This is a genomic window from Roseivirga sp. (assembly GCF_049099775.1).
GTDB lineage: Bacteria > Bacteroidota > Bacteroidia > Cytophagales > Cyclobacteriaceae > Roseivirga.
On the sequence record NZ_JAGDZM010000001.1, the window covers coordinates 1 to 25866 of the forward strand.

Sequence of the window (25866 nt, forward strand, 5' to 3'; positions counted from 1 at the left end):
CAGTTCATACCTTCGAACGTTAGCAACAATTAAAATCATAAAATGAAAAGAATAATTTACATTGGAATTTTAGGGTTCATAATATCTTGCACTACAACCAAACAAGCTGTAAAAACCAATTTAAGAAACAATCAAACGTTTGAACTAACTGAAATATCAACTGACCGAACATATGGTTTGTCAGAAAAGAATCCAGTTCAAGTTGGTGGGGTAGACAAGAAAGAAGGACCTTTAAATGAAAGGAGGTTTTTAAACGCTCTGGCTGGACCAAATGGTGAAGAGGTTACATATTTTAGAGCAGGTAGTTGTTGTCCCATAAAAAGCAAAAATGATCCATATGGATTTGGAAGCGTTATGTTGGACAATTATCGAGTGACCTGGAAAGGCTCAAAAGATACGGTTTCGGTTTATATAAATATGTATGATTATGGAACTCTAAAAGCACCTGTAGGATTTACAATAAAGAAATAAACTGTTGCTAACAATGGCTATAAGTAATTGCTTGTTCTCGCCTACTTCTGAAAATTCGAGAGGATTTTCAGTTTGGTTTGTACTTGCAAAGTTTAGTGCTAACCCACGCAACTACTCATAGCTACGACCGTTACAGAGCATCAAAATAATGAAGACCACAATCTCCTTATTACTGTTTATACTTTGTCAATTTGATGAATGTGAGTTACCCCATGAAGTCCAAAAATTGATGGACACAAACAGTTTAGCCATGATTCATAAAGATCGTTTGGTTGATGATTGGGCACTTTTTATAAGTTCTAATTGTCCGACAATAGCCATAGAAGATTTTAATGGAGATGGCATAAATGATTATGGAATTCTAGGCAGAACAAGCACCGAAGATGAGAATTACTCTTTCCAAATTGTCCAATCAAACGAAGACAATTATGAATTGATTCATATAATGGACATTGGCTATGGAATCTATGATGGAGGACTAGGGTTCGGTATAGAAACGGTATCAGCAAAAAGACAAGAGGAAGAATATGAAATTCCGAATGCAAAACATGCTTCCATAATATTTGTAAAGTTTGAATCGTCTTCTCAGCTTATATATTTTGACGGAAAAGAATATAAGACTACTTGGATTGGTGATTAATACGCCCTGCAACATTACCTAAGGAGCAGAGCCGATAGGGTTTCCGTTTTCAAATTGACGTTCTAAAACCAAGTCTTACCACAAAACCTCGTAGCAGAAGCTGCAGCTGTTTAAGAATTGGCCGCTGGCCAAGCGTGATCTTATGTCAAGCGGTGCATCTCTCCTACTTCTGCATAAGCTCGGACTTTGTTATATTTCGTTACTAAAAATATAAACGTAAAAGTGGCTTCGGCTCCTTAGCCGGACCGTTGGGATTAATGCCCCGCGAGGGGCATAGACTTCCGCTACGCTCCCAGCCTATTCATTAATCCCAACATTCGAAGCAAATCAAGCTCCTAAACTATAACTCCTCACAGATTTTACACCAAAGCACTAATACCCAACATACGGTATAAACCATGAACAGCTTGAATTGTCAACTGATCTTATTCCCGGAATATGCAAAATCAATCATTTCAATCGTATCTTAAGTCGCAAACAAAAAGTTCGAAAACAAGCGCTGTGCTAGAGGACAGGCTAACATTTTGATATTCCTCCATAATTCACAGTTCATACCTTCGAACGTTAGCATCAATCCTAAACACTTAAATGACACACGAATTCAACACCAATTATCAGAAAGCAAGTAGAAAAAGAAGGTTAGCTGCCTTCATGATTGACCACTTCATATTTACCTTCTTGATAGTCTGCTGCACATTTGCAGCATCGGGAACAGGGTTTTTGAATGATACTGATCCATTTGGTTATATTCCTGTTATCATCACAGCTCTATTAGGTTTTACAGCCTACTTTTCAAAAGATTGCATAAAGGGTCAAAGTCCTGGGAAATGGTTTCTTCAATTAAAGGTTAGAAAAAAGAATAATCTCAATGAAATCCCATCGGTACGACAATTGCTACTTCGAAACGTCTTTCTAATTATTTGGCCAATAGAGCTAATTGTATTGATTACATCTTCTGAAAAGGAAAGATTGGCAGATAAACAAATTGGAACAGTAGTAATTAAGAGTGAAGAAGCAATATCTAAGACACCGAGAATAGCTCTTATTACATCGTTTTTCATGGTCTTTTTTGCGTTCATATTTTTGTTCATATCCTCGGCTATTAAAAATTCAGATGCCTATAAAATGGCTCAGAACGAGATTGAAAACAATTCTGAAATTATTGAAACTACAGGTGGTATTGAAGGATATGACTTTTTCCCAAAGGGCAGCGTAAGTACAACTAATGGAGAGGGAGAAGCATATTTTACGATTGGAGTGAAAGGCAAAACTACTGATGTGAATGTAAATATTACGCTTTATAAAGAGATGGGCTCAGATTGGATAATTGACAAATTCAACTGGACGAAAAACTGATGCTAACATAACCTATACGCAATGCGGCTGTAGTGGTACCGAGGCTTCGCTGCTTCCACCCCGCCAAAGCACTAATACCCAACACCCGGTATAAACCATCAGCAGCTTGAATTGTCAACTGATCTTATTCCCGGAATATGCAAAATCAACAAATTCAATCGTACCTTAACTCTCAAACAGATAGTTCGATCACTAAAACTGAATGAGAGGCAAACTAAACATTTTGATATTCCTCCGTAATTCACAGTTCATACCTTCGAACGTTAGCGGGCATTAACAAACAAGACTATGAAAAAATATTATTTTACATTATTTCTTTCCTTTTCAATCACAATTGGATTTTCACAAGAAGGTGTAAATAATTATGCAGAGGCCTTCAATCTTATAGAGGTCTGGTTAGATGCTCAAAAGGATTTTGATAACTTACCAAGTTTGACTGCAATTGTAATTGAAGATCAGGAAGTACTTTGGTCAGGGGCTTTTGGTTTAGCCAATGTCGAAAAAAACATTAAGGCGGAAGCATCTACACTTTGTAGTATTTGCTCGATATCCAAGTTGTTTACTTCGGTTGCCATTATGAAATTATACGATGAAGGTAAATTACGATTAGATGATAGAGTGAGTAACTTACTTCCTGCTTATACCCTAAAGCAGAAGTACCCAGAAAGTGGACCTATTACCATCAGGTCATTGTTAACCCATTCGTCTGGGCTACCAAGAGAAGCAGCCTATCCGTATTGGACTGGGCCAAACTTTCCTTTTCCAACCAAAGCACAAATTGATTCAAAATTAAGCGAACAAGAAACGCTTTATCCGGCCTCTACCTATTTTCAATACAGCAATCTCGGACTTACTCTCTTAGGAGAAATAGTTGAAGAAGTATCAGGAGTTCCATATGATGAATATGTCCAACAAAATATTCTAAAACCGCTTGGTCTTTTTGATACTCGAACAGAACTACCTGAACAGTTGTATGGTACCAAACTTGCCATTGGGTATAGTGCAATGACAAGAAGTAGAAAGCGTGAAAAAGTAAATTTCTTTCAGGCCAATGGAATTACACCGGCTGCTGGGTTATCATCAAATGTGGAAGATTTAGGAAAATTTGCTTCCTGGCAATTTCGATTAAGAGATAGTACAATTACGGAAATTTTAAAGCCTTCCACTTTAAAATATATGCAAAATGTGCATTGGACAAACCCTGATTGGAAAACCACTTGGGGTTTGGGTTTTATCGTTTATAAAGGAGCAGATGGTAATACATGGGTTGGTCATGATGGGATTTGCCCAGGATATGAATCAATACTTCAAATTGACTTAAAGAATAAAAGAGCATATTCTATTATGATCAATGCCAATAATACTAACCCAGCAAAATATGCAAATGGAATAAATGCAATTATTAAGAAATTGAAGACTACAAAGAAGGAAAAACCAAGAGGTGAAAAAATTGAAAATAAAAACCTACAAGAATATGTTGGATACTATAGCCCAATGCCTTGGTCGAGTGAAGTGTTCATATCAACTTGGGAGGGAAAGTTAGTTACACTCAGATTACCATCAGGTAAACCAGAAAATCACATGATATTTTACAAACATATTGAAGGAGATACATTTCGGAGAATTAGGGGTGATCAAGAACTGGGAGAGACACTCGTCTTTGAACGAGATAAGAAAGGAAAAATCATTAATGCCAAAGGACAGGGAAACTATTATAAGAAAATAGCAAAATGAATAAACGCCCACTAACAATGTATATATAAAATAGGCGAGATATCAGTAAGATCAAGAGTTTTAGCTCGTATCTGACGTTGTGCTTAACGAAAGTTTGTCGCTTCTAAATCGCCTACTTTGCATATACCAACCGATGGGATTAATGCCCCGCGAGGGGCATAGACTTCCGCTGCGCTCCCAGCCTATTCATTAATCCCAACGTTCGAAGCAAATCAAGTCCCTAAACTGTAAGACTTCACAGATTTTAAACCAAAACACTAATATTAGATTATTGGATGTTAAAGAATGAAAAAAATGAAACACGAGTTAGCTGATAAGCAAATTATTGAGAACTCGATCGAATTACTATCAGATTTTTTTAATGTAATTTCTGATGGGTACAACCCCTCAATAATTTCAGTTCGGATTTCTTTAAATCGCAGAATTGAAGAAAAGGAAATTTTCAAACTTACAGATCATCAATATAGCGACATAGCGAATGAAAGATATTTCAATATGGTACTCTCAACTAAAACTGATGTTCAAACAATAGCCAATAGGCTCGATGAGAATTTTGAATGGTCATTTGAACATCTTAAAGTATTTTGCCAAGTTCCTTCGTTATTTGACAGTCAATTTCATCTCGATAATCTCAAAAATCTAATTTATAAAGTCAAGGAACGACTTGAGCAGTATACCAGGCAATGGAACGTTAATGCTCATGAATATACCATTGATAGTGGTGACGGCAGTTTAGTCCGAGCAATAGTCCTTCAAGAAACTAATAGAACACTAGTTGTTGAATTTGGAAACTATATACATTAAAAACGGCAACCAACAAATGCTATGAATGAATGTGGTTTTATCGGTCAAGGTATATTAGTGGGGACTGGAAAGTCCACCACAAATTTTAAAATTAAATCAAGGCGTGGCTTTGAGGAGTCGGAAAGGTTAGTTCATTCTAATCCCCACTAATCATAGCTGGTCGTTGGGATTAATGCCCCGCGAGGGGCATAGACTTCCGCTGCGCTCCCAACCTATTCATTAATCCCAACGTTCGAAGCAAATCAAGCCCCTAAACTATAACACTTCACAGATTTCACACCAAAGCACTAATACCCAACATACGGTATATACAATGTGCAGCTTGAATTGTCAACTAATCTTATTCCCAGAATATTCAAAATCAACTTTTTCAATCGTATCTTATGTCGCAAACAAAAAGTTCGAAAACAAGCACTGTGCTAGAGGACAAGCTAACATTTTGATATTCCTCCATAATTCACAGTTCATACCTTCGAACGTTGGCAAACATTAATACCAAGCAACTATTCCTTTTCAAACACCAAAATCGGGAAAACACAGGTCAAACCAGTTAAAAGCTATGTGGATGTAAAAAATGATAATTACTTTCAAACTGGAAATATTGAAGACTACCAACCAATCATAACTGCTCTAATGAAACAATCGCTGAATCCAAACAACACAGTTTCATCGCCAAATTTGATTGCCGAAGTAATTTATAGTTCTGTAATTGACGGAACAAACCAGTTGAGATACCGAGCAGGAAATGATGCGAATTACTTACTAAACGCAAGAAAGAAAATGAAAGAACAGAGTTTTTAAAGGTTCTTAATAGAGTCTTATTCGAATGGTTAGAGTTTCAGAACCCGTAACTGCTCGTATACTAGATCGTTAGTAGCAATTTCTTTTCCTTTAAATCAGGCCTTTTACCTCTAGCGACTTTTTTAGTTTAGCCTGATTCTCCCAAAACCGATCCTTAATCTTTTCTACTGCTTCATCGAATGCCGTATTACCCCTCAAATTATTCATAATCGGGTCAACCTCTAGAAATACGAGGGTCCAGTATTGAAAACTATCCTCCTTTGCAAAGATATTAAGTTGTTCAATGACTCGGTCTATTTCTCCCTCGTTGGCAAATTTCATCGCAAGGCTCATACTTTTGTAAATGGTTTCGTCATTTTCACAATACTCGGCGTAAGACTGGTAAAAACCAATTGACTCCTCAATCAGACCCATCTTTTCATAAACTTTACCAATCCAAATATCCGCCTGGGGATAAACATTCAGTCCATTTGTCTCTCTGGCAGTGACGAATTTTTCGAAATAGTAAAAGGCACTATCGTAGTCTTCCTCGTAATAATAGAAGTTCGCCACTTCCTGCAAGATGTCTAATCGAGAAGTGTCTTTTTTCCATTCCTTTAATAGAGACTTTTGACCTTGTTCAAGGTCGCGTTCCTTGGCATACATGATCAAGGCGTTTAGATAAGGCGCAAAGTAGTTTTCTTGGAAGTGGTTAAGCGATTTATCGATGTACAAAATTGCCTCATTCACAAAACCGTTTTGGATCAACGCATTGCCTAGGTTTAAATAGAGATAGCTTAAGGTAACGGAATCACTGGCGGCAACATCGAGCTGAGTCCCTTTCAAGGCATACTCCAAATATTTGCTGGAATTGGGAACGATTCTAAAATAGAAGTCTGCCAGCATTTGTATGGCAAAAGACGAATTGGGGTTATATTCTAGAGCCTTTTCAAGGTGTGGGAGGGCAAGTTCGTATTCCTCTGTCTGTATATAATAAAAATACTTGGCGATCAAACTCTTGTCTGATTTTGAATCATATAGCAAGGCCTTATCCGCATAGCTGTTAATTTTTTCGGTATGCTTTTTCTCAATTCTAGTTCTTTCCAGAAGATAATATGATATCGCGATGTTGGCGTATGCCAAAGCGAACTCAGGATCCTGTTCTAGCGCTTGTTCAAGTAATACAATGGCTTGTCGAAGACCATCAGGCGTTTGTGAATTCAGAGGGCCAAGTGCCCTTAGATAATAATCAAAAGCCAGTAAATTTTCGGTAGGTTTTTTCTCTAAGAGTTCGAGTTCCGACGGGGTCACAATCACTTCTATAGAACTAACTATATTTCTGGCGACCTCATTCTGTAGTTCAAAAACATCAACAAACTGCCGGTCATACTGCTCTGCCCATAGATGACTATCCGTTGTAGCTTCTATCAACTGGATGTTGAGTAGAATCTGGTCTCCAATCTTTTGACCACTGCCTTCCAAAACATAACCAACATTCATTTCTTTGGCTATTTCAGGAATTGTCTTCTCAGTATTTCTATATTTTTCCACGGAAGACCTACTAATTACGCGTAAGTCTTTAATCTTTTGAAGGTTGTTCAGCATCGATTCCATGAGACCATTCACAAAATAAAGATTCGATGAATCACCACTATCGTTTTTGAATGGCAAAACAGCAATAGACTTATCGTTCCAAGTTGCACTTGAATTTGGCCCCGGTTTCCGATTAAGTAATCCAAAGGAATAAGCAAGAATACTAATTAGTAGCACCGCGACAGCTACTGATGGCCATTTCAAATTCAGATTTCCATTCGCATTTTTAGAATTCGGCACCTCAATATCACCAAGTAGATGATTAGAAACAGCATATACCTCAAGGGGCTTTGTGATGTTTTTCAGTTTATGAACCCCCATAGATGCCGTTATAAGGTCATCTTGATTTTTCACTTCGTCATACACCTTGTCGGAGATATAAACACTTCCTGCGTTGGCAAGTGATTCAATACGAGAAGCAATATTTACGCTATCTCCGATAATCTCTTCCTCAGTTACAATAATGTCACCTGAATGTATTCCAACCCGGATGGGGACCTTCGGTTCCTCTCTAAAAGCGAGCTGCATTTCTATACCACATCGTACAGCATCAATTGCACTAGGAAATGTACTTAATGTCCCATCACCAAAATACTGCAGGATACGTCCATTGTATTTTTTGGTCGTAGTGTCAAAAACCTCTCTGTGACGTTCTCGATAAGCAACACCTTTCCTTTCATCCGTTTGCATGAGAGAAGTGTATCCCTTAATGTCAGTGAACATAATGGCGACCAACTGTCTGTTTCTGGTAGATGCCCCTCCCCGGTCTTTATCGCTCGCTCCTCTTCTACCAACCTCACCAGGTGGATATCCATAATATTCCCTGAAACATTTGATAAAATAGGAAGTACTTCCAAAGCCAACTTTATAGGAGACTTCCGACACGGTGAGAGAAGTCTGCCCAAGTATCTCCATGCTCTTCTCTACCCGAACCTTTCGAATGAACAGACTCGCTGAAAGCTGGGTTTGCTGTTTGATCTTTCTGAGCAGGTTTGAACGGCTTGTATTCATTGCCTCTGCCAATTCAGAGACACCAAATTGTTCATTAGAGATATTCTCTAGGATGATGGATTCCGCTTGATCAACAAAACTTTCGGTATTATAAGATGCGCCTGACATAGCTTTAGGTGGTTCTAAACCAGTAAAATTTTAGTGCACCAACCCCACTTGTGTTTTCCATAATAGAGAGTATAATTTAACCATTTGCTTCATAATTTATACTTCAGCTCCATAGTTTTTATGACTTCCGCAAACTTTATGGATTTGGCTGTATAGCTCATAGGGCTCCCTTTCATTCCTTCCTGACCTTTGTAAAAACTGTTAATCACACAGAACATTAAAAATTAAGATCATGAAAAATCTATTAATCATTCTTTTATTCTTTAGCACATTAGTCGTCAAAGCTCAAAAAACAAGCGTTGAAAAATCAACATTCGGAGTACAAACTGGAGTTTTAGGTATCTGGGTATATAATGAAGCAAAACTGTCAAACAACTTAGCACTTAGAACAGAGCTTGGTTTTGATTTTGGTATTTGGGAAACTACTTATTACGATGATTATGATTCTCCGTTCATTCTTACACCTGTTATAGTTGTTGAGCCAAGATTCTATTACAACCTCAAAAAACGTTCAGAAAATTCTCAACGAACTGACGGAAACAGCGGCAATTTTATTGCTCTAAAAACTAGTTATCATCCAGAATTGGCTCTTTTCAATACTGACGATGCTCCGGTGGTAAGTGATTTCGCCATTATACCTACTTGGGGAATTAGAAGAAATCTAGGAGACCATTTTAATTATGAAGCAGGAATTGGTGTAGGGTACAGTTACACATTTGCTGAACGTGCTGGTTATTCAAAGGACAAAAGTGAAATAGAATTGAATATGCACTTGCGAATCGGATATAGTTTTTAGCATACACAAAAACGATTTTTTATACATCCCAAGAGTTGATAGCAAGATTAGATTTTTGGGAACAATGCTCCTTAAGCATTTAAGGTGCTAGACTGTAAGTGGAAAAACTACTTCCTTTTTGAGCTTAACATTAATACTGGCATGAATCTTTAAGCCATAAGCTTAGAAAGCATATCAGTCTACATTGTATTAGACACTTTTAAACATGAAAAAATGAAAAACATATTGATTACCATATTTATATTTTACGCGTTTCTCTCCTATGGCCAAAATGAGGCCATTCAAATTGAAAGAAAAGGATTTATCATTGGCTTTGGGTTAGGCGGTGGTGTCATCAGTATATCTGATAGCGATCAAGAAGTGCCTTTCGATGAAGCTCAGTTCGGAGGTACTTTTCCTAATTTAAAATTTGGTTGGATGGTCAATGATCGCTTAGCGATTTTAGGAATGTATTCCGGAATGGGATATGAGTACGAAGGCAAAGACAGAACTTTTGATGCATTTATGCCCTCTGTTCAATATTGGGTAAAAGATAGATGGTGGATTAATGCAGGTGCAGGATTGGCTATGGATTTTCCAGTATTCTATGAAGATAATATTGAGGATGAAGATTGGAATTTTGGCGGTGCTGTTTCCTTCAGTACAGGATATGAATTTGTGCAAAAGAAAAATTTTGCGCTAGACCTTCAAACACAACTGCAGATGGGTTGGACTAATCTAGATAATGGAAAAGATCGAGACGCTGTAGTGCTCTCCTTTGGAATAGGTTTTAATTGGTTTTAAGACTAGGCACCTTAAAACATATAATTTGGATTAAATTTTTAGGCTGTTGACTGACAAACCGGCATAAGCACCATAATCAGAACGTTGGCAATTAATAGGTAGTCGACAATCTACAGCTGCGATTACAACAGATTTGACATTCTTCCGATTCTCCATGGAATTGCTAAAGTCTATACCAAACAGAAAACTACCACATAGTAATCCATAACTAACGGTTATAGGAGACCGTCATGTCATAATTTAGAATGAAAACAGAACTACAATGGACAGACAAGCAGAACGAAATATTCAATTTAAATATTCCAGACTAGCAGGACTCAGTTACATCATTTTTACACTTAGCGGCTTGGTCAAGAATTTTGTATTGGATACTAGATTGTCTAATGCAGGTGCCATTAAAGCCACACTATTTGAAAACGAACTGCATTTTCGGCTTGGAATCGTGGCAGAAACAATAATGTTTCTCGGTGTTATTTTAGCTTCTGTCTCATTTTATGTAGTACTCAAACCTATAAACAGGCAACTATCACTTATGGCTTTATACCTAAGGTCCGTTGAGATAATTATTGGCGGAATGGCAGTTGTTTTTAGTATGGTAATGTTGACATTGTCGGTCAAGTCAAATCTATTAGATATTTACAGTTCGGAACAACTGTATGAATTTGTAATCCTGGCCTCAAATTTCAGACAACCTGCATATGAATACAGCTGGATATTCATGGGGTTCGCGGGAGTACTTACGTTTTATTTATTTTTGAAATCTCGCATTATTCCAAGATTTTGGTCAGTATGGGGGATCCTGACTTACTCAAGTTTGATCCTTTATCCTATACTCAAAATACTTGTTCCAGATTTACCTCGCGAGACCATGTTTGTGCTTTTTCCTGGTGCTCTTTTCGAATTGGGAGTAGGTATATGGTTACTAAGTTTCGGGGTGAAGATTCCAATTGACAGTGTTAATGCGCATGTCAAAAGATGATGACGTATTGTTTTACTTAGCTACCTGTAAAGTGTCTAGCAAATAAGTTAGATTGTAGCTATAAACAAAGTCTAGAGGTATATGCTATACCTAGACGTTGTCGTTAGTTATGAAATTATTTAGAAAAGTAAGACATAAGCTGATTATAGAGGATAAGAAATCTCAATATCTAAAGTATGCTTTAGGAGAAATCATACTGGTAGTCATCGGTATTTTGATTGCATTACAGATTAACAACTGGAATCAGTTAGTAAAAGACAAGAATTCCCTAGATGAATATTTAACAAAGATTAAATCCCATACATCGCAAGACATAATCCAGTTAGATGAGCTATCCGAAGGAAGAAAGCGAATTGCCGACATATGCAAAAACGTGCGAAAGAGCATCTTAGACAAAACCGAAAATGAAAACCTATTTTTGTTTAAGGCCAGTGGCACCGCTTTTGCCGATTTTTACTTTAAACCCAATATTGGTGGCTATGAATCATTAAAAGGCTCGCCATATTATGGTAAAATAAACAACTCTAGGCTCGATTCACTTCTGGCTGAATATCATATTTTGGTAGATGGAATTTCTGAAAATGAAAAGAGCTATAACGAATATGCAGTGTATCAAGAAAAATTTCTTGATACTGAATTCGACAGGTCGCTTATTTTCGCATCTGCTTTTATCCCCCAAGATTCTTTAGCCGCAAAAGCTACTCCACAATCTGAATATGATAAGGTGTTTCTGGAATACACGTCTAAACCTGCCTATAGAAACGTCGTCAATTTAGCTGCTTGGCAATTCGATACAATGATCGATCAATATGGACAACTAAAAGAACTAGGTAAGAAGATTATTAAAGAAATAAACGGAGTAACCGAAGACTAATCATTAATGAATTAGCCTTTTTGGGTGACAATAAGAACGGAATTAACATAGAAGCAAGAGTTAAGGATTACAGGGTAAATTGAATAGACGAAGATGAATTTTGAGGAATTTAGAATTGATATTGAGCATAAACTCAATTCAATTGCTCGTTTTGAACTCTTAGAATTTCGATATGAGCCTTACCACTTTGGAAATGGGTTATTAGCGTACCGCATTTCGGGAAGAAATCACCGATTGATTTATGATGCAAGAGAGAATCACCTTACTTGGGAATGTAGTGAACCACATGAGAAATACTTTGGAGCAAAATTCTCAATATTCAAGAAGTTCGATGGATTGAATTTAGAAGAAGAGGAAATTAAATACTGTATACAACAAGGTCTATAGTGTCTTGCACCCTGCGAGACACTACGATGCACTAAACGTTGGCCAGCAGCAAAACAAGTTTAAATGGAAGAAGAAAAACCAAGACTTTCGAGGTTAACCGCAATTTTAACTCAACTGCAATCTAAGAGAATTGTAACAGCCAACACACTTGCTGAAAGGCACAATGTCAGTGTAAGAACAATATACAGAGACATAAGAACACTTGAAAAATCAGGAATTCCTATTACAACTGAAGAAGGTAAGGGCTATTCAATCATGGAAGGGTATCATCTTCCCCCTGTCCTATTCTCTGAAGAAGAAGCAAATGCATTGATTACTATTGAACAGCTTGCAATTAAGAATAAGGATCAATCACTAAGTGAAAATGTATCCAGTGCTATTGAAAAGATTAAAGTAATTCTAAAGTACTCGCAAAAGGGAAACGCAGACCTACTAACAGATCGAATATATTTTGGAGGTAATAATTCTCAGGAGAGAACCAGCAACAATTTGATGGAGATACAATCTGCAATAATCCACTTTCAACTTTTAAAGATAGAATACAACTCTTCCGAAAATAAACATACTATACGCCAAATAGAACCCTTCGCCCTTTACAGCATACATGGGAATTTTCTCCTCATTGCCTTTTGCAAATTAAGGAATAGTTTCAGGGCATTTAGGATAGATTATATTGAGAGCCTCGAGACTCTTAAGGAAACATTTACCCCTCACAATATGACATTGAAGGAGTATTTTGAAAAATATGTTAGAAACCAAGAACACCCCTGACACACCTCTGTCACAAGCCCTCTTTATGTTTGCATTATACGAATCATATAAAAGCAATTAAAATGGATATTTTCAACATAGTAGTTTTAGCATTATCAGGTCTCATGTTAACTTTTGCAGGTTTTATGAGATTCTTAAAGCCTATTGGTTCTTATTGCCTAAAGTCTTATGCCGACAATCCCGAATTAAAAATAGAAGGAAAATCGAGTATGTTTAGCGAGATGAGAGGTGCAGGTCTACACACCGTATTTGCTGGCATCACTATTTTATTAGGGACTTTACTTCCTCAATTGCAACTTACATCTTTTATAGTCAGCAGCATTTTTTATGTAAGCTACGCTATTGGCAGATCGGTGAGTTTAAGTGTAGATGGAAAACCTAATCAACAAACATTTCAGGGTATGATCTTCGAGATTATTTTAGGAGGTTTGAATGTATTTTGCTTAGTCAAAATCCTGCTCTAAAAAGTCTGATTGAAAGATACTATTTACCATAGATAAGTTTACCCGTTCTAAGGACACCCTTGCCTTTAGAGTAAACTTTATAGAGATACATTCCGTCTTTTACGCTATAACCTGATGCATTATCTCCATACCAATAAAAGCCAGGTTGTTCGTTTATGAAATCAATTTCTTCTAGCGTCTGAATCTTCTCTCCTCCAAGTGTGTATACTTCAATTCTCGTTTGATTAGGGAGCGAACTTTGTACTGGGATAAAGGTTCTATCCGAAAATGGGTTTGGAAAGTTTGTCAAGACTTGTTCTGGCTCTGAGTTATCAATGCTTGTAATAATAGTATTAGATAAAGGCACGTCTTGTATACCTTCGTTTTCGGTTGCAGTAAAGCGTCTATTTACTGAGAGATCAGTGTAAACATCTATAGCACCGGAAGGCCATTCGATAGTCATCTCATCGATAATTTCAAATCTACCCACGCCAAAATGAAGTACTAAACTACTCTGCGAAGCATAACCTGTAGCACCAGTAATTTGGTCCATCTGAACTTTATCACCAGTCTTTATTTTAACCACTGCACCTATCGCCGAGGTATTACTTTCAGTGCCAATTGCCTTTACCAATACAGCATTATTATCTTGAACTTCCCTTCCAAAAAGCTGATTGCTTGCTGTCGTCCCCCAATTAGCCACCACTATGTCCATGTTACCATCATTATTAACATCGGCCGCGGCGGTTCCAAAAGAAGCGTACGGACTTTCTATGTTGGTGTCGGCACTAATCCATTCAAAATCACTTCCTCCGTTATTCTGATATAGCTTATTAGGTTTGGAACTGATAAACTGATGATTAGCCAGGTAAATATCTTGGTCTCCATCATTGTCATAGTCGAACCAGAAAGTTCCCCAGCCCATACCACTATCATTTAGATCATAATCACTACCCTTACTCGTGAACGTTTTATCACCATTATTTTCAAAGAAATAATTCACTCCATAATTACTGATATAAATATCCCAGTCACCATCTAAATCATAATCACCAAAATCTACTCCCATACAGGCACAGAATATACCTAGGCCAGAGCCTTCCGTAATATCCTCGAACTTACCGGTACCATCATTCTCGAATAATACTGCATCGCCACCGTCATTCAACATGTAGAGGTCTAGATCACCATCATCATCCAAATCAAAGAAGATCGTACCCATAGCAGGATCAATATTTAGGGCTCCTGACTCAGTAGTTACATCGCTAAAAGTGTTGTCTTGATTATTCTTGTAGAGTACATTTTCAGTATTGTAGTTATGAATATAGATATCTAAGTAACCGTCATTATCCACATCGGCAAACTGTACTGATCGCGGATCGAAGGGGTCACCCACTCCTGCTGTCATGGTAATGTCTCGAAATGTTAAATCTCCATTATTAATATAAAGAGTATTGGGAGTATTCGTATTACCAATATAGAGATCTAAGAAGCCGTCATTATTTACATCACCCCAAGTAGCGGCAGTTGTGTTGCCTGTAGAATTCACCCCAGCCGATTCGGCAATCTCTTCAAATATGAAATTTCCTCTATTTAGGTACAACTTATTAGGTATACCAGACTCTCTCACTGATATATATATATCCTCAAGTCCATCATTATTAATGTCGCCAAAAGAAATACCGTGGTTACTTCCGAGATTATCTATTCCCGATTGAACAGATAAATCAGAGAATCCAATTTGAGCATGTATTAGATTAATTGTAGAGATTAGAATTAACACTACAATTTTTAGCCTCTTCAACTTCATACCTTAAATATAACAGAGGGACTTAAAAGTCTGGTAGTCACTCTTTAATAAACTTACCCACCACTCGATTATTATCTCCTAATAAAAGGTAAACACCTTTATCAAGAAAACGAACGTCTAGCTGTGTAATTCCGTTTCGACCTGCAGACTGAAGCGCATAGAACTGTCCATTGAGTCCCATAATTCTAAAGGTTGATGATTCTCCCACAACATTTAAAAAATCTGTTACAGGATTGGGATACAATACATGCTGACCTTCTTCGACTTCTATACCGGGACTAAAATACTCGATACCATAATTGAAAGCATTAACACCCACATCTCTTCCAATTCTTCTACCTGGGATATCATCAATAGGCGGATGAATACCACCCCATATTCTTGATAGTGAGCATTGGTCTGAAGCATCTCGATAGGTTGCCCATTGGAGTGTGACATCTGCAGTTGGACCTTCTTCAAACACTAGAAATTCATTTCTAATGGCAGGAAATTCCCCCATACCTCCAGGAAAAAACGGATCCCCAGTTAATTGTGTCAGCACCTCTGCTGCTGCTCTAGAATAAGTCGAGTGGCCCGATACATACCCTGCGAACGGTGGGGTAACAAAGGTTTGTCGTTGATAGGGATTCCAGTCTGCTGCTAGTATCCATCCCACTCCAGCATAGGTAGTTTCTGGATCTCGTATATAAAAATGCCCTCTCCAAGCAAACACCTTAATCTCACCAATATTTTCTCCCTGTGGGCCTGCTAACGGATCACCATCTTGCACAAGCTCAATAAAGCCAGGTATCAAATCGACACCTGCAGGGTGGTAATTTGGCAAAGTCTCATCACTTGACTGCCCTTTACTAGCCATATACCTTATTGCAGATATTGGTCTGATATAATCATAATAGCCTTTTACACTCCATGCTGCAATAGCAGCATCGTGCATAGCTCCGCCTAAAAGGAAGTATGATTTTATATCCCACTCCAAATCACTTAATACATCACCTTCTCCTTGTAGCTTCTTTTCCAATTGCGGATGATCAGAAACATAGTTCATGATATCAAACCAATGGCCAGGAGGTGTTTCAGAATCTGGTCCATCTGCCCAGAATTCAGCTAATATCCTTGCATAGTCAGCTCTTTTAACCAACTGAGGTTCGTATGGCATTCCAGTGCTTGGGTTTACATCATAACCTACTCCCGGGTCTCCTCCATTTGTTAAATCATAAAATGATCGATACTCTTCAAAAGATTCGGGCAAGTCATCAAAACCTATGTTCCCCAACGAGGAAGGAGCAATATCAATAAGTGTTTCGTCTTCTGGATCTAAATGAGAAGACCAAACACTCACCAATTGATGATTCCAACGGTAAAGTTCGCTCGGCCCTTCTTTCGTTGTGGTGTCTAAATATACAGGAGGGCCTGGATCATGATAAACCTTGTAAATAAATCCATCTCTCTCAAATGTATTGGCCTCTGAATTCGTCATAGAAAATGGAATGACGTTACCCCATTCGGCACTTAAAAAATCTGGACGACCACCAGAGATCGGATTACCGCTTTGATCAACAAAAGTTTCAAATTCTAATGGCTGCCACCTATTCGGGTCTGTTATATCGCCTACTCCTGATTCGCGAGGCGTTAAACCTCCATTTAGTGGTTCATAGTAGCGATTTTGATAATTGGCAATCTCATTGCTACCATCAGTCAAACCGAATTGAATCAACTGCTGAGCAACGTAATTACCAAATGCTGCTGGATCTCCACTCTGATAGTCGGTAGAAGTTAAGTTTTGATCGTACCCCAATTGATTGAAGAGTCCATCAATTTCTCTGAAGATCTCAAATGAATTTGGTGAAAACTGAAAACGATGCTTCAGCAAACGCAAGGAAGCATAACTGATGGCTTCTTCACGAGCTTCTTCCGTATTACTATCAAATGTAAATACTTCGAAATCCGAAATATACTCTCCAATAATATTCCCCAGAAAGTAAGTCTGAGCTTTGCCATCATACACAGCCCAGATATCATACATGGCTACACTATGATGAAATAGATTTCGAGCATGAACTGTCGGCCTGGCTAAGTCATTCCTAATTGACTGAAGAAGCACTTCATTCCATTGTCTGGCAATAGAATGCTCTTGAGCTTCCAATCTTGGAATACTTACAAAACAAACTAATAGAACCAATACTATACGAACCATAAGGGCAAAGAATGTCTTAATTCGAACACCAATTTAGTGGTTACAATATTCTTTTCATCTCTATTGTTTGAAAATTAGAAGATTAAAAACGCTTCATAAAACTTATGATTGGGCCGGCAAACAAAAAATACAACTGAACTGAAATTAATAGGGTTGGACAGACTAGATCCAATATCTACACTTTACAATTCAACCAGTCTTAACGATAGTCCGGCATAAACAGCTTTCCGAGCGGCTAGATTGAATATATGTTGCGAGCATATTAATTCAAAAAAACAGAAAGATGAATAAATTAACCCTTAAACAAACCGTAACGCCATTAGTCACCCTAGCGATAATTTGTTTCATGTACTTTGGACCAGTTACTCGAACACCTTTTGAAAATATAGTTATCTCTATAATTATCATTATCGCAAATTATTTTGAATATAAGGGAAAGCCATTATCAGCACTTGGATTTCAACGATCAAAATTCAATGCGAAAAACCTACTTGTATACGCACCTTTAGCGGCATTTGGACTTTTTATTGTTTATGTATTTGCCCTAGTGCCAGGAATCGAAATGCTTACAGGAATATCCATTGATTATTCAAGCATGTCGCAATTGAAAGGAGACCTTCCAACTACTATTATCTGGCTATTAATAGTTTGGGCAACAGCAGGCTTTGGTGAAGAAATAATTTTCAGAGGCTATTTTATGCGACAGTTCGTTAAATTTTTTGGAGATGGCAAAATGAGTCTCGTCATTAACATTCTAATATTCAGTAGCTTTTTCGGATACATGCATATGCAACAAGGAATTACAGGACAACTCGTTGCCGCATCTACAGGAGCACTCTTTTCCATAATATTCTATAAGCGTAAGTACGATTTATGGTTCATGATTATGCTGCATGGCATTTTTAATACTCTGGGCTTACTTAGTTTTTACTTTGGATTAGCTTGATTTTAAGCTACTTGGACCTGCCTATTAATTGCATTTACGCTGTATCTCTAAAAATTGAAAATCGAATTTAATGAGTTTGAACGAGGTACTTTAACGGATTTGTAAGATGAAAGAGATCGTAATAAAGAAATATGTGAGATTTATATTTAGCGTAATAATGCTTGTCCTTAATTTAAACAAGTTGCTCCTGAGATCTTGTGTTTTCGAAAACGGACGATCACGACCATTGAGTCGGCGTTACAATTCAACTCATTTTAACGATGATTCAACTTATAGTCATTTTATAAACTATCCGAAAATTTAATATTTAACCTGATCATTAAGCCGGTCGTTCCTGAATTGGAAGCTTATGAAATTTAAAAGCTATTGTGCAATTTGAATCTGTTCAAAAGAGGCTTAGAAGAACCAAGGTCAATTAGAATTGAAATGAGTATGTTAACAAATAGAGAAAAACGTATAAAGCACCTTGGTTTCGACGATGTATGGTTTGCTGTAATAGGAATTATCATCTTAAGTTTATCTGCTGTTTTCATATTCAAAACACCAGCAGATCGGCTAACAACTACTGAAACCATTATCACTTTTGTGGTGAGTATATTTTTTTCTGCCAGTGACTGGCTCATTAACAGAACAATATTAATTCGCCTACGAAAAAAGTACCCAAGCCTAAAAGATAGTACTCAGCGGATTGCCCTGCTTTTCTTGGGTATTTTGATCACCGTTACTGTCGTTGACTTTATCGGCGTTAGCCTAGTTTCCCTAGTATCAGAAAATATTAGCTATGACTTTCAAGAAAGAGCCAGGTCATTATTAGTGGTCATTGCCCTTACCACTATGATCATGGCCATTTATGAAGCCGTATATTTTTTCCTGCTGCTGCAAAAGTCTATTCGAGAGGAAGAACAGTCGAAACAAGCGATTATACAGGCACAACTTGATACACTTCGTAATCAAGCACAACCTCACTTCTTCTTCAACACGCTCAACACATTACGAGACATTATAGACCAAAGCCCTAAAGAGGATGCCAAGCAATTTGTAGATAAACTATCAGATATATACCGCTTCCTCCTTGAATCAGGAAACACCAATTTAATTTCTTTGAAGGATGAACTGAAATTTGCAAAAGCATATATTCATATACAATCAGAACGTTTTGGGGAGAACCTAGAGTTGAATTGGAACATCCCTCAAGCTCATTTAAACACCATGATTGTACCGATGAGTCTCCAATTACTTTTAGAAAATGCCATCAAACACAATGTCATTTCAAGAGCAAAACCATTGATGGTCAACATCAACATCAAAGACGAAACTATGATAGTGGATAACATAATTCAGAAAAAATCCACACAACTCCCTTCAACAAAAGTTGGGCTAAAAAACATTGAAAAACGGTATGCCCTGATTTCTGACAAATCAATAGAAATTATAAATGACGGTCATCGCTTTTCCGTTTCTCTACCATTATTGAAAGACAGTACAATAAAAGAATAAACATGAAAATTTTAATCATCGAAGATGAAATTCGGGCTGTCAGCCAATTACAACTTGTGCTAAAAACCTGTAGATTCAATTATGAATTATTAGACATTATCGATACTGTCGAAGACGCTGTAATCTGGTTTGAAGAAAATGAGTCTCCTGACCTCGTGTTTATGGACATACAATTGGCCGATGGTTTGAGTTTTGAAATTTTTCAAAACACTACGGTAGATGCTCCAATTATTTTCACCACAGCATTTGATCAATATGCCATCCAAGCATTTAAAGTAAATAGTGTTGATTATCTGCTCAAACCAATTCAAAAAGATGACTTGAGCAAAGCGCTTGATAAGTTCCTTAAATCAAACAACTCTTCTAAGGTCAATGCTTCGGTTTTAAAACAATTACTCAGTGATCTACAAATCCCCTCTCAAAGAGAAGGTATGCTCGTTAAATCCGGGAAAGGTTTTGTACAAATTAAAATTTCAGATTTACTCTACTACTATTCTGAAGATAGCATCACTTTTGGCGTTACTCAGAGCAAACGTTTTATTATAGAAGAAACGCTTGATGAACTTTATAGCACGCTAGATCAGACAAAATTCTTCAAAATTAATCGGGGTCAAATTGTGGCTAAATCTTCCGTCGAGAAGATATCCCCATATTTCAACCATAGAGTTAAGCTTACAATTGACAATCCAAGAGATCAAGAATTTATTGTAAGCAGACCAAAAACGAGTGATTTCAAAAATTGGATGAACAAGTAATTCAACTAGACCTTATCTATCATTAATTAACCTTGATCACTGATGTTCAAATGCAAAAATATATTAATAGTAATTTGGTATTGTTTTCTCGCCACTGCAGTCCATGCTCAGGTAACCAAACTTAATGTATTAAGTTACGAACTAACACTTGAGCCTGACATTCAAACCCAGTCTGTTAAAGGAAGTCTTAAAGTTCAATTTGAAGTAGAAGGTGATACTAAAAAGGTAACTTTTGATGCTGGAACACTCAATATTGATAAGGTGTCAGGAGCAAACTTGCTATCCTTTAGTAAAGTCGGTTCGGAATTGGAGTTAGCCCTTTCAACATCAAATGAGTCTCCATATGAAGTAACCATTGAATACAGTGGAAACCCGAAAAAAGGGCTCCTTTTCAATGCTAATTTAAACCAAGCGCACACGGTCTATTTTACAGATCATTGGATGGTTTGTAACAGCAATCCGAGCGACAGAGCTTCTTTTTCACTCAACTTACTCCTCCCGAAAGGCATGCAATCAGTAGCTAGTGGTAAATCTTTGGGAATTGAAGAAAGAGCAGAAAAGACACTTCACAAATGGCATCAGGCCTATGAAACACCATCCTACACTTATGGCTTCGTTATCGGATCATTCAAAGCAACAGCTGAGCAAATTGGTGATGTAAAACTCAATTACTATTCTTCTGAACTAGAACCTAAAGCGCTTAAAAAAGTATTTGTCGAGACGCCGAACATCCTGAAGTTTTTTGAAGAAAAATCAGGTATTCAATATGTTCAAGACTCCTACTCGCAAGTGTTAATAGGTGATAACTATCAAGAAATGTCTGGCCTTTCAGTTTTGTCCAAGGCTTACCCGACTTTCGTATTCAAAGACAGTTCAGAAATTCATCTTACGTCGCATGAATTGGCCCACCAATGGTGGGGAAATATGATTACCTGCGAGGATTTTGGCCATTTTTGGTTGAACGAGGCATTTGCAGTTTATATGTCTTCGGCTTTCAGCGAATATAAATTTGGTGATAAAAAGTACCAGTCGGACATATCAATTTATAAAAGCATTTATGACGACATCGTGAAAAGAGGTAAGGACAGGTCATTGGTTTTTAAAACATGGATGCCGTCGCGACTTAACCGAAATGTTATTTACTACAAAGGCGCCTATGTACTGCATCTATTACGAGAGAAAGTTGGGGATGAGCTTTTCTGGAAAGGCATCCAATCTTATAGCATAAAGTATTTTGGGAAATCTGTAAAAACTGATGATTTCAAAGTCGCAATGGAAAACGCCACTGGTTTAAACTTGGATACTTTTTTCGATCGCTGGGTTTATAACAAGTTGTGATGCCAAATAGCAAAAAAGAAATCGTAGCTAATTAGATCAAGATACTTTTCATGGGGATTGGAATGTCCACTACATATTTTAAATTTAGAAATCGGTCTTGGCAATTAGGTAAAGAAAAACTAGGATGTTTAACTGCTTGGTCAATATTCAAGACATTGGTTCTAATTAGAAAAACATGAAAAGATTAATTCTATCATTACTCTGCCTATTCATAATTCAACTTGCTTATTCTCAACAAAAAGCGGTGACAGAAAAAGGAGAAGAAGTAATCTTGTATGAAGATGGAACATGGAAATACCAAAATCAAGAAGACTCACTAAAAGGAGAAATTCTAACCAACCCAACTCTATTTGAAAAGGGCGAGGAATCAACTTTTCTATTGAAAAGTTCCAAGCTTGAAATCGGAGTTTATTTGGATCCGAAACAATGGTCTTTTACTAAGGCCAAAGATAACCCGGAAGCAGAGTATGAACTTCAGTTAAGAGAAGGAGATCTATATGGAATGGTTATTACTGAAAAGGTTGAAATCCCACTTGAAACCTTAAAATTTATTGCTTTAGAAAATGGAAAATCGGCTGCTCCTGATCTAAAAGTAGTTAAGGAAGAGTATCGAACGGTAAACGGTTTAAAAGTTCTTCTCCTACAACTGAATGGAACTATGCAAGGAATAAAATTTTCTTACTACGGTTATTATTTCTCAAACACCAATGGAACCGTCCAATTCATTACATATACTTCTCAAAATTTGATGGATAGTTATCGACCTATAAGTGAGAAATTACTTAATGGAATAGTAGTGTTAAACTAAACACTCTATGATGAAATTTTAAGTTTACGAAACTTGCATTACAGTTTCATCCATGAGCATTACCTAAAATTTAAAGCGCTTTTTCGAAATATAACTCATACTATTCAAAAGCATTAATATGTCCCCTTTTATCCATTTAAAAGAAATGAACGCCGTTTATTACGCGTATTGATCGGCTTATTTCAGAGCAATTGCACACACACCAATGCTTGATTAGCTTTATAAAATTTAGCTTCTCTTAAAGGTTTAGCACTTTTAATGCAAAGTATGATGAAATACATGTTCCCCTTGCTCCTAATAGGCTTATTTTCTTGTCAACAAAAACAGGATCAATATGACAGTTTACAACCATCAGAGGCAACTATTTCTGATGTGCCCTTGGATTCTTTACTAAGAAAGAAACTTGAAACTATTCGAGCGGAAGATCAGGTACTGCGGATGATGCTGCCCGATTTAAACAAGAGGTACGATAGAGCTGCAGAAGAGCAAACTGCCTTTAGAAAACTGATGGTTCAACAAGATAGTCTGTGTGAAATCAAGATCAGAAAAATACTAGATGAACACGGTTGGATTAGTGCAGAAAGGGTTGGTTATATGGCCAATCAAACTTTATGGTTGGTTATACAACACGCTCCTTTAGCAACTCAAATTGAATATCTACCGATGTTGAAAGAATCTGTCAATACCGGAGGTTCTGATGGTTGGTACTTGGCGTTTTTAGAGGATAGAATTAACATGCGCCAAGGCAAAAAGCAAGTGTATGGTTCGCAAGCCAAACCAAATGACATCACAGGTAAAACCCATATTTACCCTATAGAAAATGTAGCCACAGTGAATGAACGCAGGTTGAGTATAGGACTGAAAACCATAGAAGAATATGCAGTGGCAAATGGTCATGTATTCAATCTTGAGGAACACAAATAACTGTATTAAGAATTCGCAGATATAGCTTAGAAAAGCCCAGTTTTCCAGAAATTCGATTAAGTTTATCTTCGCTAAACACAAGCTGAGTGAGTTCTAATAAAGCCTTATTGATAATAGACATGCAGAAAGGGTCTTTTACACCTAAGACACCACGCTATGATACTGAAGGCACCGTGACTAGGATTAATCATTTAGCCAATACTTTTAGGAAGTTAGACCTACCCGTTATTTATATTCAACATGATGGCAACGGAAGTGGAGAATTTGAAAAGAACACTCCAACGTGGGAAATATTAGATGAACTTGAAGTTGCAGCTACAGATATATTGATAGATAAGTACGCGAACGACGTTTTCTATCAATCGACTTTAGCAGCTACCTTGAAAGCATTAAAAGTCGAAGAATTATTTATTACTGGCTGCGCAACGGATTTCTGTGTTGAGGCAACTGTGCAATCTGCTATCGCAAAGGACTATAACATTACCGTTGTAGCCGATGGTCATACTACGGGTGAACGACCACATATGACAGCCAAAGATGTGATTATACATTACAATTGGGTCTGGCGAAACATGATCCCAACAAAGGGAAAAATCAAAGTAAGAAGCCTTAAAGAAATCAACCAGAGATTTAATTAAGAATGATTTTTCAACAATTCAGGCCTACGCAACGCTTACAACCCTTCATTAAAGAATATTACCTGCTTGAAGGAAATTTAGGTGAAAGAGTGAGTGATGTTTTCTTTGCTGATGGCTGTATAGAGATTGTATTCAACTTAAATATTGATTTCTACAGAGATAAGGAAAAGGAAAATTGGGCCAAGATAATTGGCCAAATCACGAAGCCACTCCATATTGAAGCAGAGGGAAAAGGTAAAAGCTTCGGAATTTGGTTTACCCCACACGGCTTTTCAAGGTTAGCACAACTTCCTTTACAATCAATAAATGATAGGGCGATAGCGCTCGACAATCTGTTTCCTCAAACCTTAATAGAAAATATCGGTGAATACTTAGAATCAGGTGATATAAAGAGACTGGTTAGCGAAATAAATAATTACTTCGAATTGCAAATAATTTCTCGAGCAGCCACCCGAAAAGACAAGCTTGTTAGTTACGCGGTGCAGCGTCTTTCCACTAACGAAAGACATATTGCAATTGATAAGTTGGCAGAAGAATGCGGTGTTTCTTTACGCTACTTACAACATGTTTTTCTAGAAAAGATTGGCCTTAGTCCGAAAAAACTCCAAAGGATCATACGATTTCAATCGGCAATTCGGGTATTAAATCAAAATCCTTTACCGACACTAACCCATACTGGATATGATGTAGGTTATGCTGACCAATCTCATTTTATACGCGATTTCAAAGCCTTTAGTGGGTTTACACCTTCGCAATTCCAATCGAATACACAATTACTCAATCAATACTTCATTTAAGTAGTTCGCTTTTATACAATTACTTAATAAAGCCTTCCATTATCTTTAGTGATAACCCTTTGCGTAAGTAATATGAAATCACAAACTAAGATTAAGGTCACTTTTCTATTTTTCTTCATACTCACTGTCTACTGTTGTGAAAAATCAACTTTGGCAGAGATTAACTTTGAAACAGAAAAAGCCGAAATTCTACATACAATCAATAGTGAAACTGCTGCAGCTTTTAATCGCAATTACGAATTATGGAAATCCTATTGGGTTCAAAAAGCATACGTAACCAAGACCTATATTAACTTTTCAGACAGTACATCAACGGAAACACTTGGCTGGGAAAAAGTGGACGATTTTGTTAGGGTTTATATTGAAGAACACCCTGAACCTGAACCGCTTCCTAAGTCCATTACCGACATAGAAGTGAGACTTTACAATTCTGGTGCATTCGTAAATTATGAGGTTAATGATATCGGAAAACGGAAGAAAAGAGAAACCAGGTTGATGGAAAAGGAAAACGGTCAATGGAAAATTGCTGGCATGCACACAAGCATTTATTGATTAATCGGGTGATTAAAATTTCTTTGCCCAAACGCTTTTCGCTTTCATTTTTGATTAGAAATTTATCACCTTCCCAA

The 25866-nt window shown here is 37.2% G+C and carries 25 protein-coding genes; 22 read left to right on the plus strand and 3 right to left on the minus strand.

Going from position 1 to position 25866, the window contains the following annotated elements; all coding sequences use genetic code 11:
* Window positions 1-42 precede the first annotated feature (42 nt).
* The 6 genes from JXQ92_RS00005 (at window position 43) to JXQ92_RS00030 (ending at window position 5806) form a co-directional block, all read left to right on the plus strand.
* Window positions 43-471: a hypothetical protein gene (locus JXQ92_RS00005; RefSeq protein WP_421984515.1), complete on the plus strand. Its 429-nt coding sequence runs from the start codon at window positions 43-45 to the stop codon at window positions 469-471.
* A gap of 148 nt (window positions 472-619) precedes the next feature.
* The gene (locus JXQ92_RS00010; protein ID WP_421984516.1) at window positions 620-1111 is read left to right on the plus strand and encodes a hypothetical protein; all 492 of its coding nucleotides are present in this window, start codon (window positions 620-622) and stop codon (window positions 1109-1111) included.
* Window positions 1112-1699: 588 nt separating this feature from the next.
* Complete coding sequence (locus JXQ92_RS00015) at window positions 1700-2467, plus strand: RDD family protein (RefSeq protein ID WP_421984517.1); 768 nt, start codon at window positions 1700-1702, stop codon at window positions 2465-2467.
* Between the two features lie 288 nt (window positions 2468-2755).
* Window positions 2756-4201 (plus strand): serine hydrolase, encoded by a 1446-nt coding sequence (locus JXQ92_RS00020; protein ID WP_421984518.1) that lies wholly within the window; start codon window positions 2756-2758, stop codon window positions 4199-4201.
* 294 nt (window positions 4202-4495) lie between these two features.
* Complete coding sequence (locus JXQ92_RS00025) at window positions 4496-5005, plus strand: hypothetical protein (RefSeq protein ID WP_421984519.1); 510 nt, start codon at window positions 4496-4498, stop codon at window positions 5003-5005.
* Between the two features lie 561 nt (window positions 5006-5566).
* Window positions 5567-5806 carry a hypothetical protein gene (locus JXQ92_RS00030; RefSeq protein ID WP_421984520.1) on the plus strand — a complete coding sequence of 80 codons (240 nt, stop codon included), beginning with the start codon at window positions 5567-5569 and terminating at the stop codon, window positions 5804-5806.
* Between the two features lie 90 nt (window positions 5807-5896).
* On the opposite strand, the gene JXQ92_RS00035 is transcribed toward JXQ92_RS00030, so the two are convergent.
* Entirely contained in the window at window positions 5897-8497 is a 2601-nt protein-coding gene (locus JXQ92_RS00035; RefSeq protein WP_421984521.1) for a helix-turn-helix domain-containing protein, read from the minus strand.
* Window positions 8498-8729: 232 nt separating this feature from the next.
* Between JXQ92_RS00035 and JXQ92_RS00040 the strand changes: the two genes are divergently transcribed.
* From JXQ92_RS00040 to JXQ92_RS00070, 7 genes are all read left to right on the plus strand, one after another.
* Window positions 8730-9293 carry a hypothetical protein gene (locus JXQ92_RS00040; RefSeq protein WP_421984522.1) on the plus strand — a complete coding sequence of 188 codons (564 nt, stop codon included), beginning with the start codon at window positions 8730-8732 and terminating at the stop codon, window positions 9291-9293.
* A gap of 213 nt (window positions 9294-9506) precedes the next feature.
* A complete protein-coding gene (locus JXQ92_RS00045; RefSeq protein WP_421984523.1) occupies window positions 9507-10076 on the plus strand; it encodes a hypothetical protein in 570 nt (189 codons plus the stop codon).
* Between the two features lie 262 nt (window positions 10077-10338).
* Window positions 10339-11055: a DUF4386 domain-containing protein gene (locus JXQ92_RS00050; RefSeq protein ID WP_421984524.1), complete on the plus strand. Its 717-nt coding sequence runs from the start codon at window positions 10339-10341 to the stop codon at window positions 11053-11055.
* A 109-nt stretch (window positions 11056-11164) separates the two neighbouring features.
* On the plus strand, window positions 11165-11929 hold the full coding sequence (locus tag JXQ92_RS00055) for a DUF6090 family protein (RefSeq protein ID WP_421984525.1): 765 nt from the start codon (window positions 11165-11167) through the stop codon (window positions 11927-11929).
* Window positions 11930-12022: 93 nt separating this feature from the next.
* Window positions 12023-12316, plus strand: coding sequence for a hypothetical protein (locus JXQ92_RS00060; RefSeq protein WP_421984526.1), 294 nt, complete (start codon window positions 12023-12025; stop codon window positions 12314-12316).
* Window positions 12317-12379: 63 nt separating this feature from the next.
* Window positions 12380-13087 carry a helix-turn-helix transcriptional regulator gene (locus JXQ92_RS00065; protein WP_421984527.1) on the plus strand — a complete coding sequence of 236 codons (708 nt, stop codon included), beginning with the start codon at window positions 12380-12382 and terminating at the stop codon, window positions 13085-13087.
* A 62-nt stretch (window positions 13088-13149) separates the two neighbouring features.
* Window positions 13150-13551: a DUF4345 domain-containing protein gene (locus JXQ92_RS00070; protein ID WP_421984528.1), complete on the plus strand. Its 402-nt coding sequence runs from the start codon at window positions 13150-13152 to the stop codon at window positions 13549-13551.
* 19 nt (window positions 13552-13570) lie between these two features.
* Here JXQ92_RS00070 and JXQ92_RS00075 read toward each other — a convergent pair whose 3' ends face one another.
* Together JXQ92_RS00075 and JXQ92_RS00080 are read right to left on the minus strand one after the other, a co-directional pair.
* A complete protein-coding gene (locus JXQ92_RS00075) occupies window positions 13571-15340 on the minus strand; it encodes a CRTAC1 family protein (protein WP_421984529.1) in 1770 nt (589 codons plus the stop codon).
* 37 nt (window positions 15341-15377) lie between these two features.
* On the minus strand, window positions 15378-17534 hold the full coding sequence (locus JXQ92_RS00080) for a DUF6851 domain-containing protein (RefSeq protein ID WP_421984530.1): 2157 nt from the start codon (window positions 17532-17534) through the stop codon (window positions 15378-15380).
* A gap of 283 nt (window positions 17535-17817) precedes the next feature.
* Between JXQ92_RS00080 and JXQ92_RS00085 the strand changes: the two genes are divergently transcribed.
* The 9 genes from JXQ92_RS00085 to JXQ92_RS00125 all read left to right on the plus strand — a co-directional run bounded on the left by JXQ92_RS00085 (window position 17818) and on the right by JXQ92_RS00125 (window position 25789).
* Window positions 17818-18480 (plus strand): CPBP family intramembrane glutamic endopeptidase, encoded by a 663-nt coding sequence (locus JXQ92_RS00085; protein ID WP_421984531.1) that lies wholly within the window; start codon window positions 17818-17820, stop codon window positions 18478-18480.
* A 426-nt stretch (window positions 18481-18906) separates the two neighbouring features.
* On the plus strand, window positions 18907-19977 hold the full coding sequence (locus JXQ92_RS00090) for a sensor histidine kinase (protein ID WP_421984532.1): 1071 nt from the start codon (window positions 18907-18909) through the stop codon (window positions 19975-19977).
* A 2-nt stretch (window positions 19978-19979) separates the two neighbouring features.
* Window positions 19980-20732 (plus strand): LytR/AlgR family response regulator transcription factor, encoded by a 753-nt coding sequence (locus JXQ92_RS00095; RefSeq protein ID WP_421984533.1) that lies wholly within the window; start codon window positions 19980-19982, stop codon window positions 20730-20732.
* Window positions 20733-20774: 42 nt separating this feature from the next.
* On the plus strand, window positions 20775-22070 hold the full coding sequence (locus JXQ92_RS00100) for a M1 family aminopeptidase (RefSeq protein WP_421984534.1): 1296 nt from the start codon (window positions 20775-20777) through the stop codon (window positions 22068-22070).
* A 175-nt stretch (window positions 22071-22245) separates the two neighbouring features.
* Complete coding sequence (locus tag JXQ92_RS00105) at window positions 22246-22878, plus strand: hypothetical protein (protein WP_421984535.1); 633 nt, start codon at window positions 22246-22248, stop codon at window positions 22876-22878.
* Between the two features lie 267 nt (window positions 22879-23145).
* Window positions 23146-23802, plus strand: a complete 657-nt coding sequence (locus JXQ92_RS00110) for a DUF6624 domain-containing protein (protein WP_421984536.1) — start codon at window positions 23146-23148, stop codon at window positions 23800-23802.
* A gap of 86 nt (window positions 23803-23888) precedes the next feature.
* Complete coding sequence (locus JXQ92_RS00115) at window positions 23889-24440, plus strand: cysteine hydrolase family protein (protein WP_421984537.1); 552 nt, start codon at window positions 23889-23891, stop codon at window positions 24438-24440.
* Between the two features lie 2 nt (window positions 24441-24442).
* Complete coding sequence (locus JXQ92_RS00120; RefSeq protein WP_421984538.1) at window positions 24443-25237, plus strand: AraC family transcriptional regulator; 795 nt, start codon at window positions 24443-24445, stop codon at window positions 25235-25237.
* Between the two features lie 150 nt (window positions 25238-25387).
* A complete protein-coding gene (locus JXQ92_RS00125; RefSeq protein WP_421984539.1) occupies window positions 25388-25789 on the plus strand; it encodes a nuclear transport factor 2 family protein in 402 nt (133 codons plus the stop codon).
* The last annotated feature ends 77 nt before the right edge of the window (window positions 25790-25866 follow it).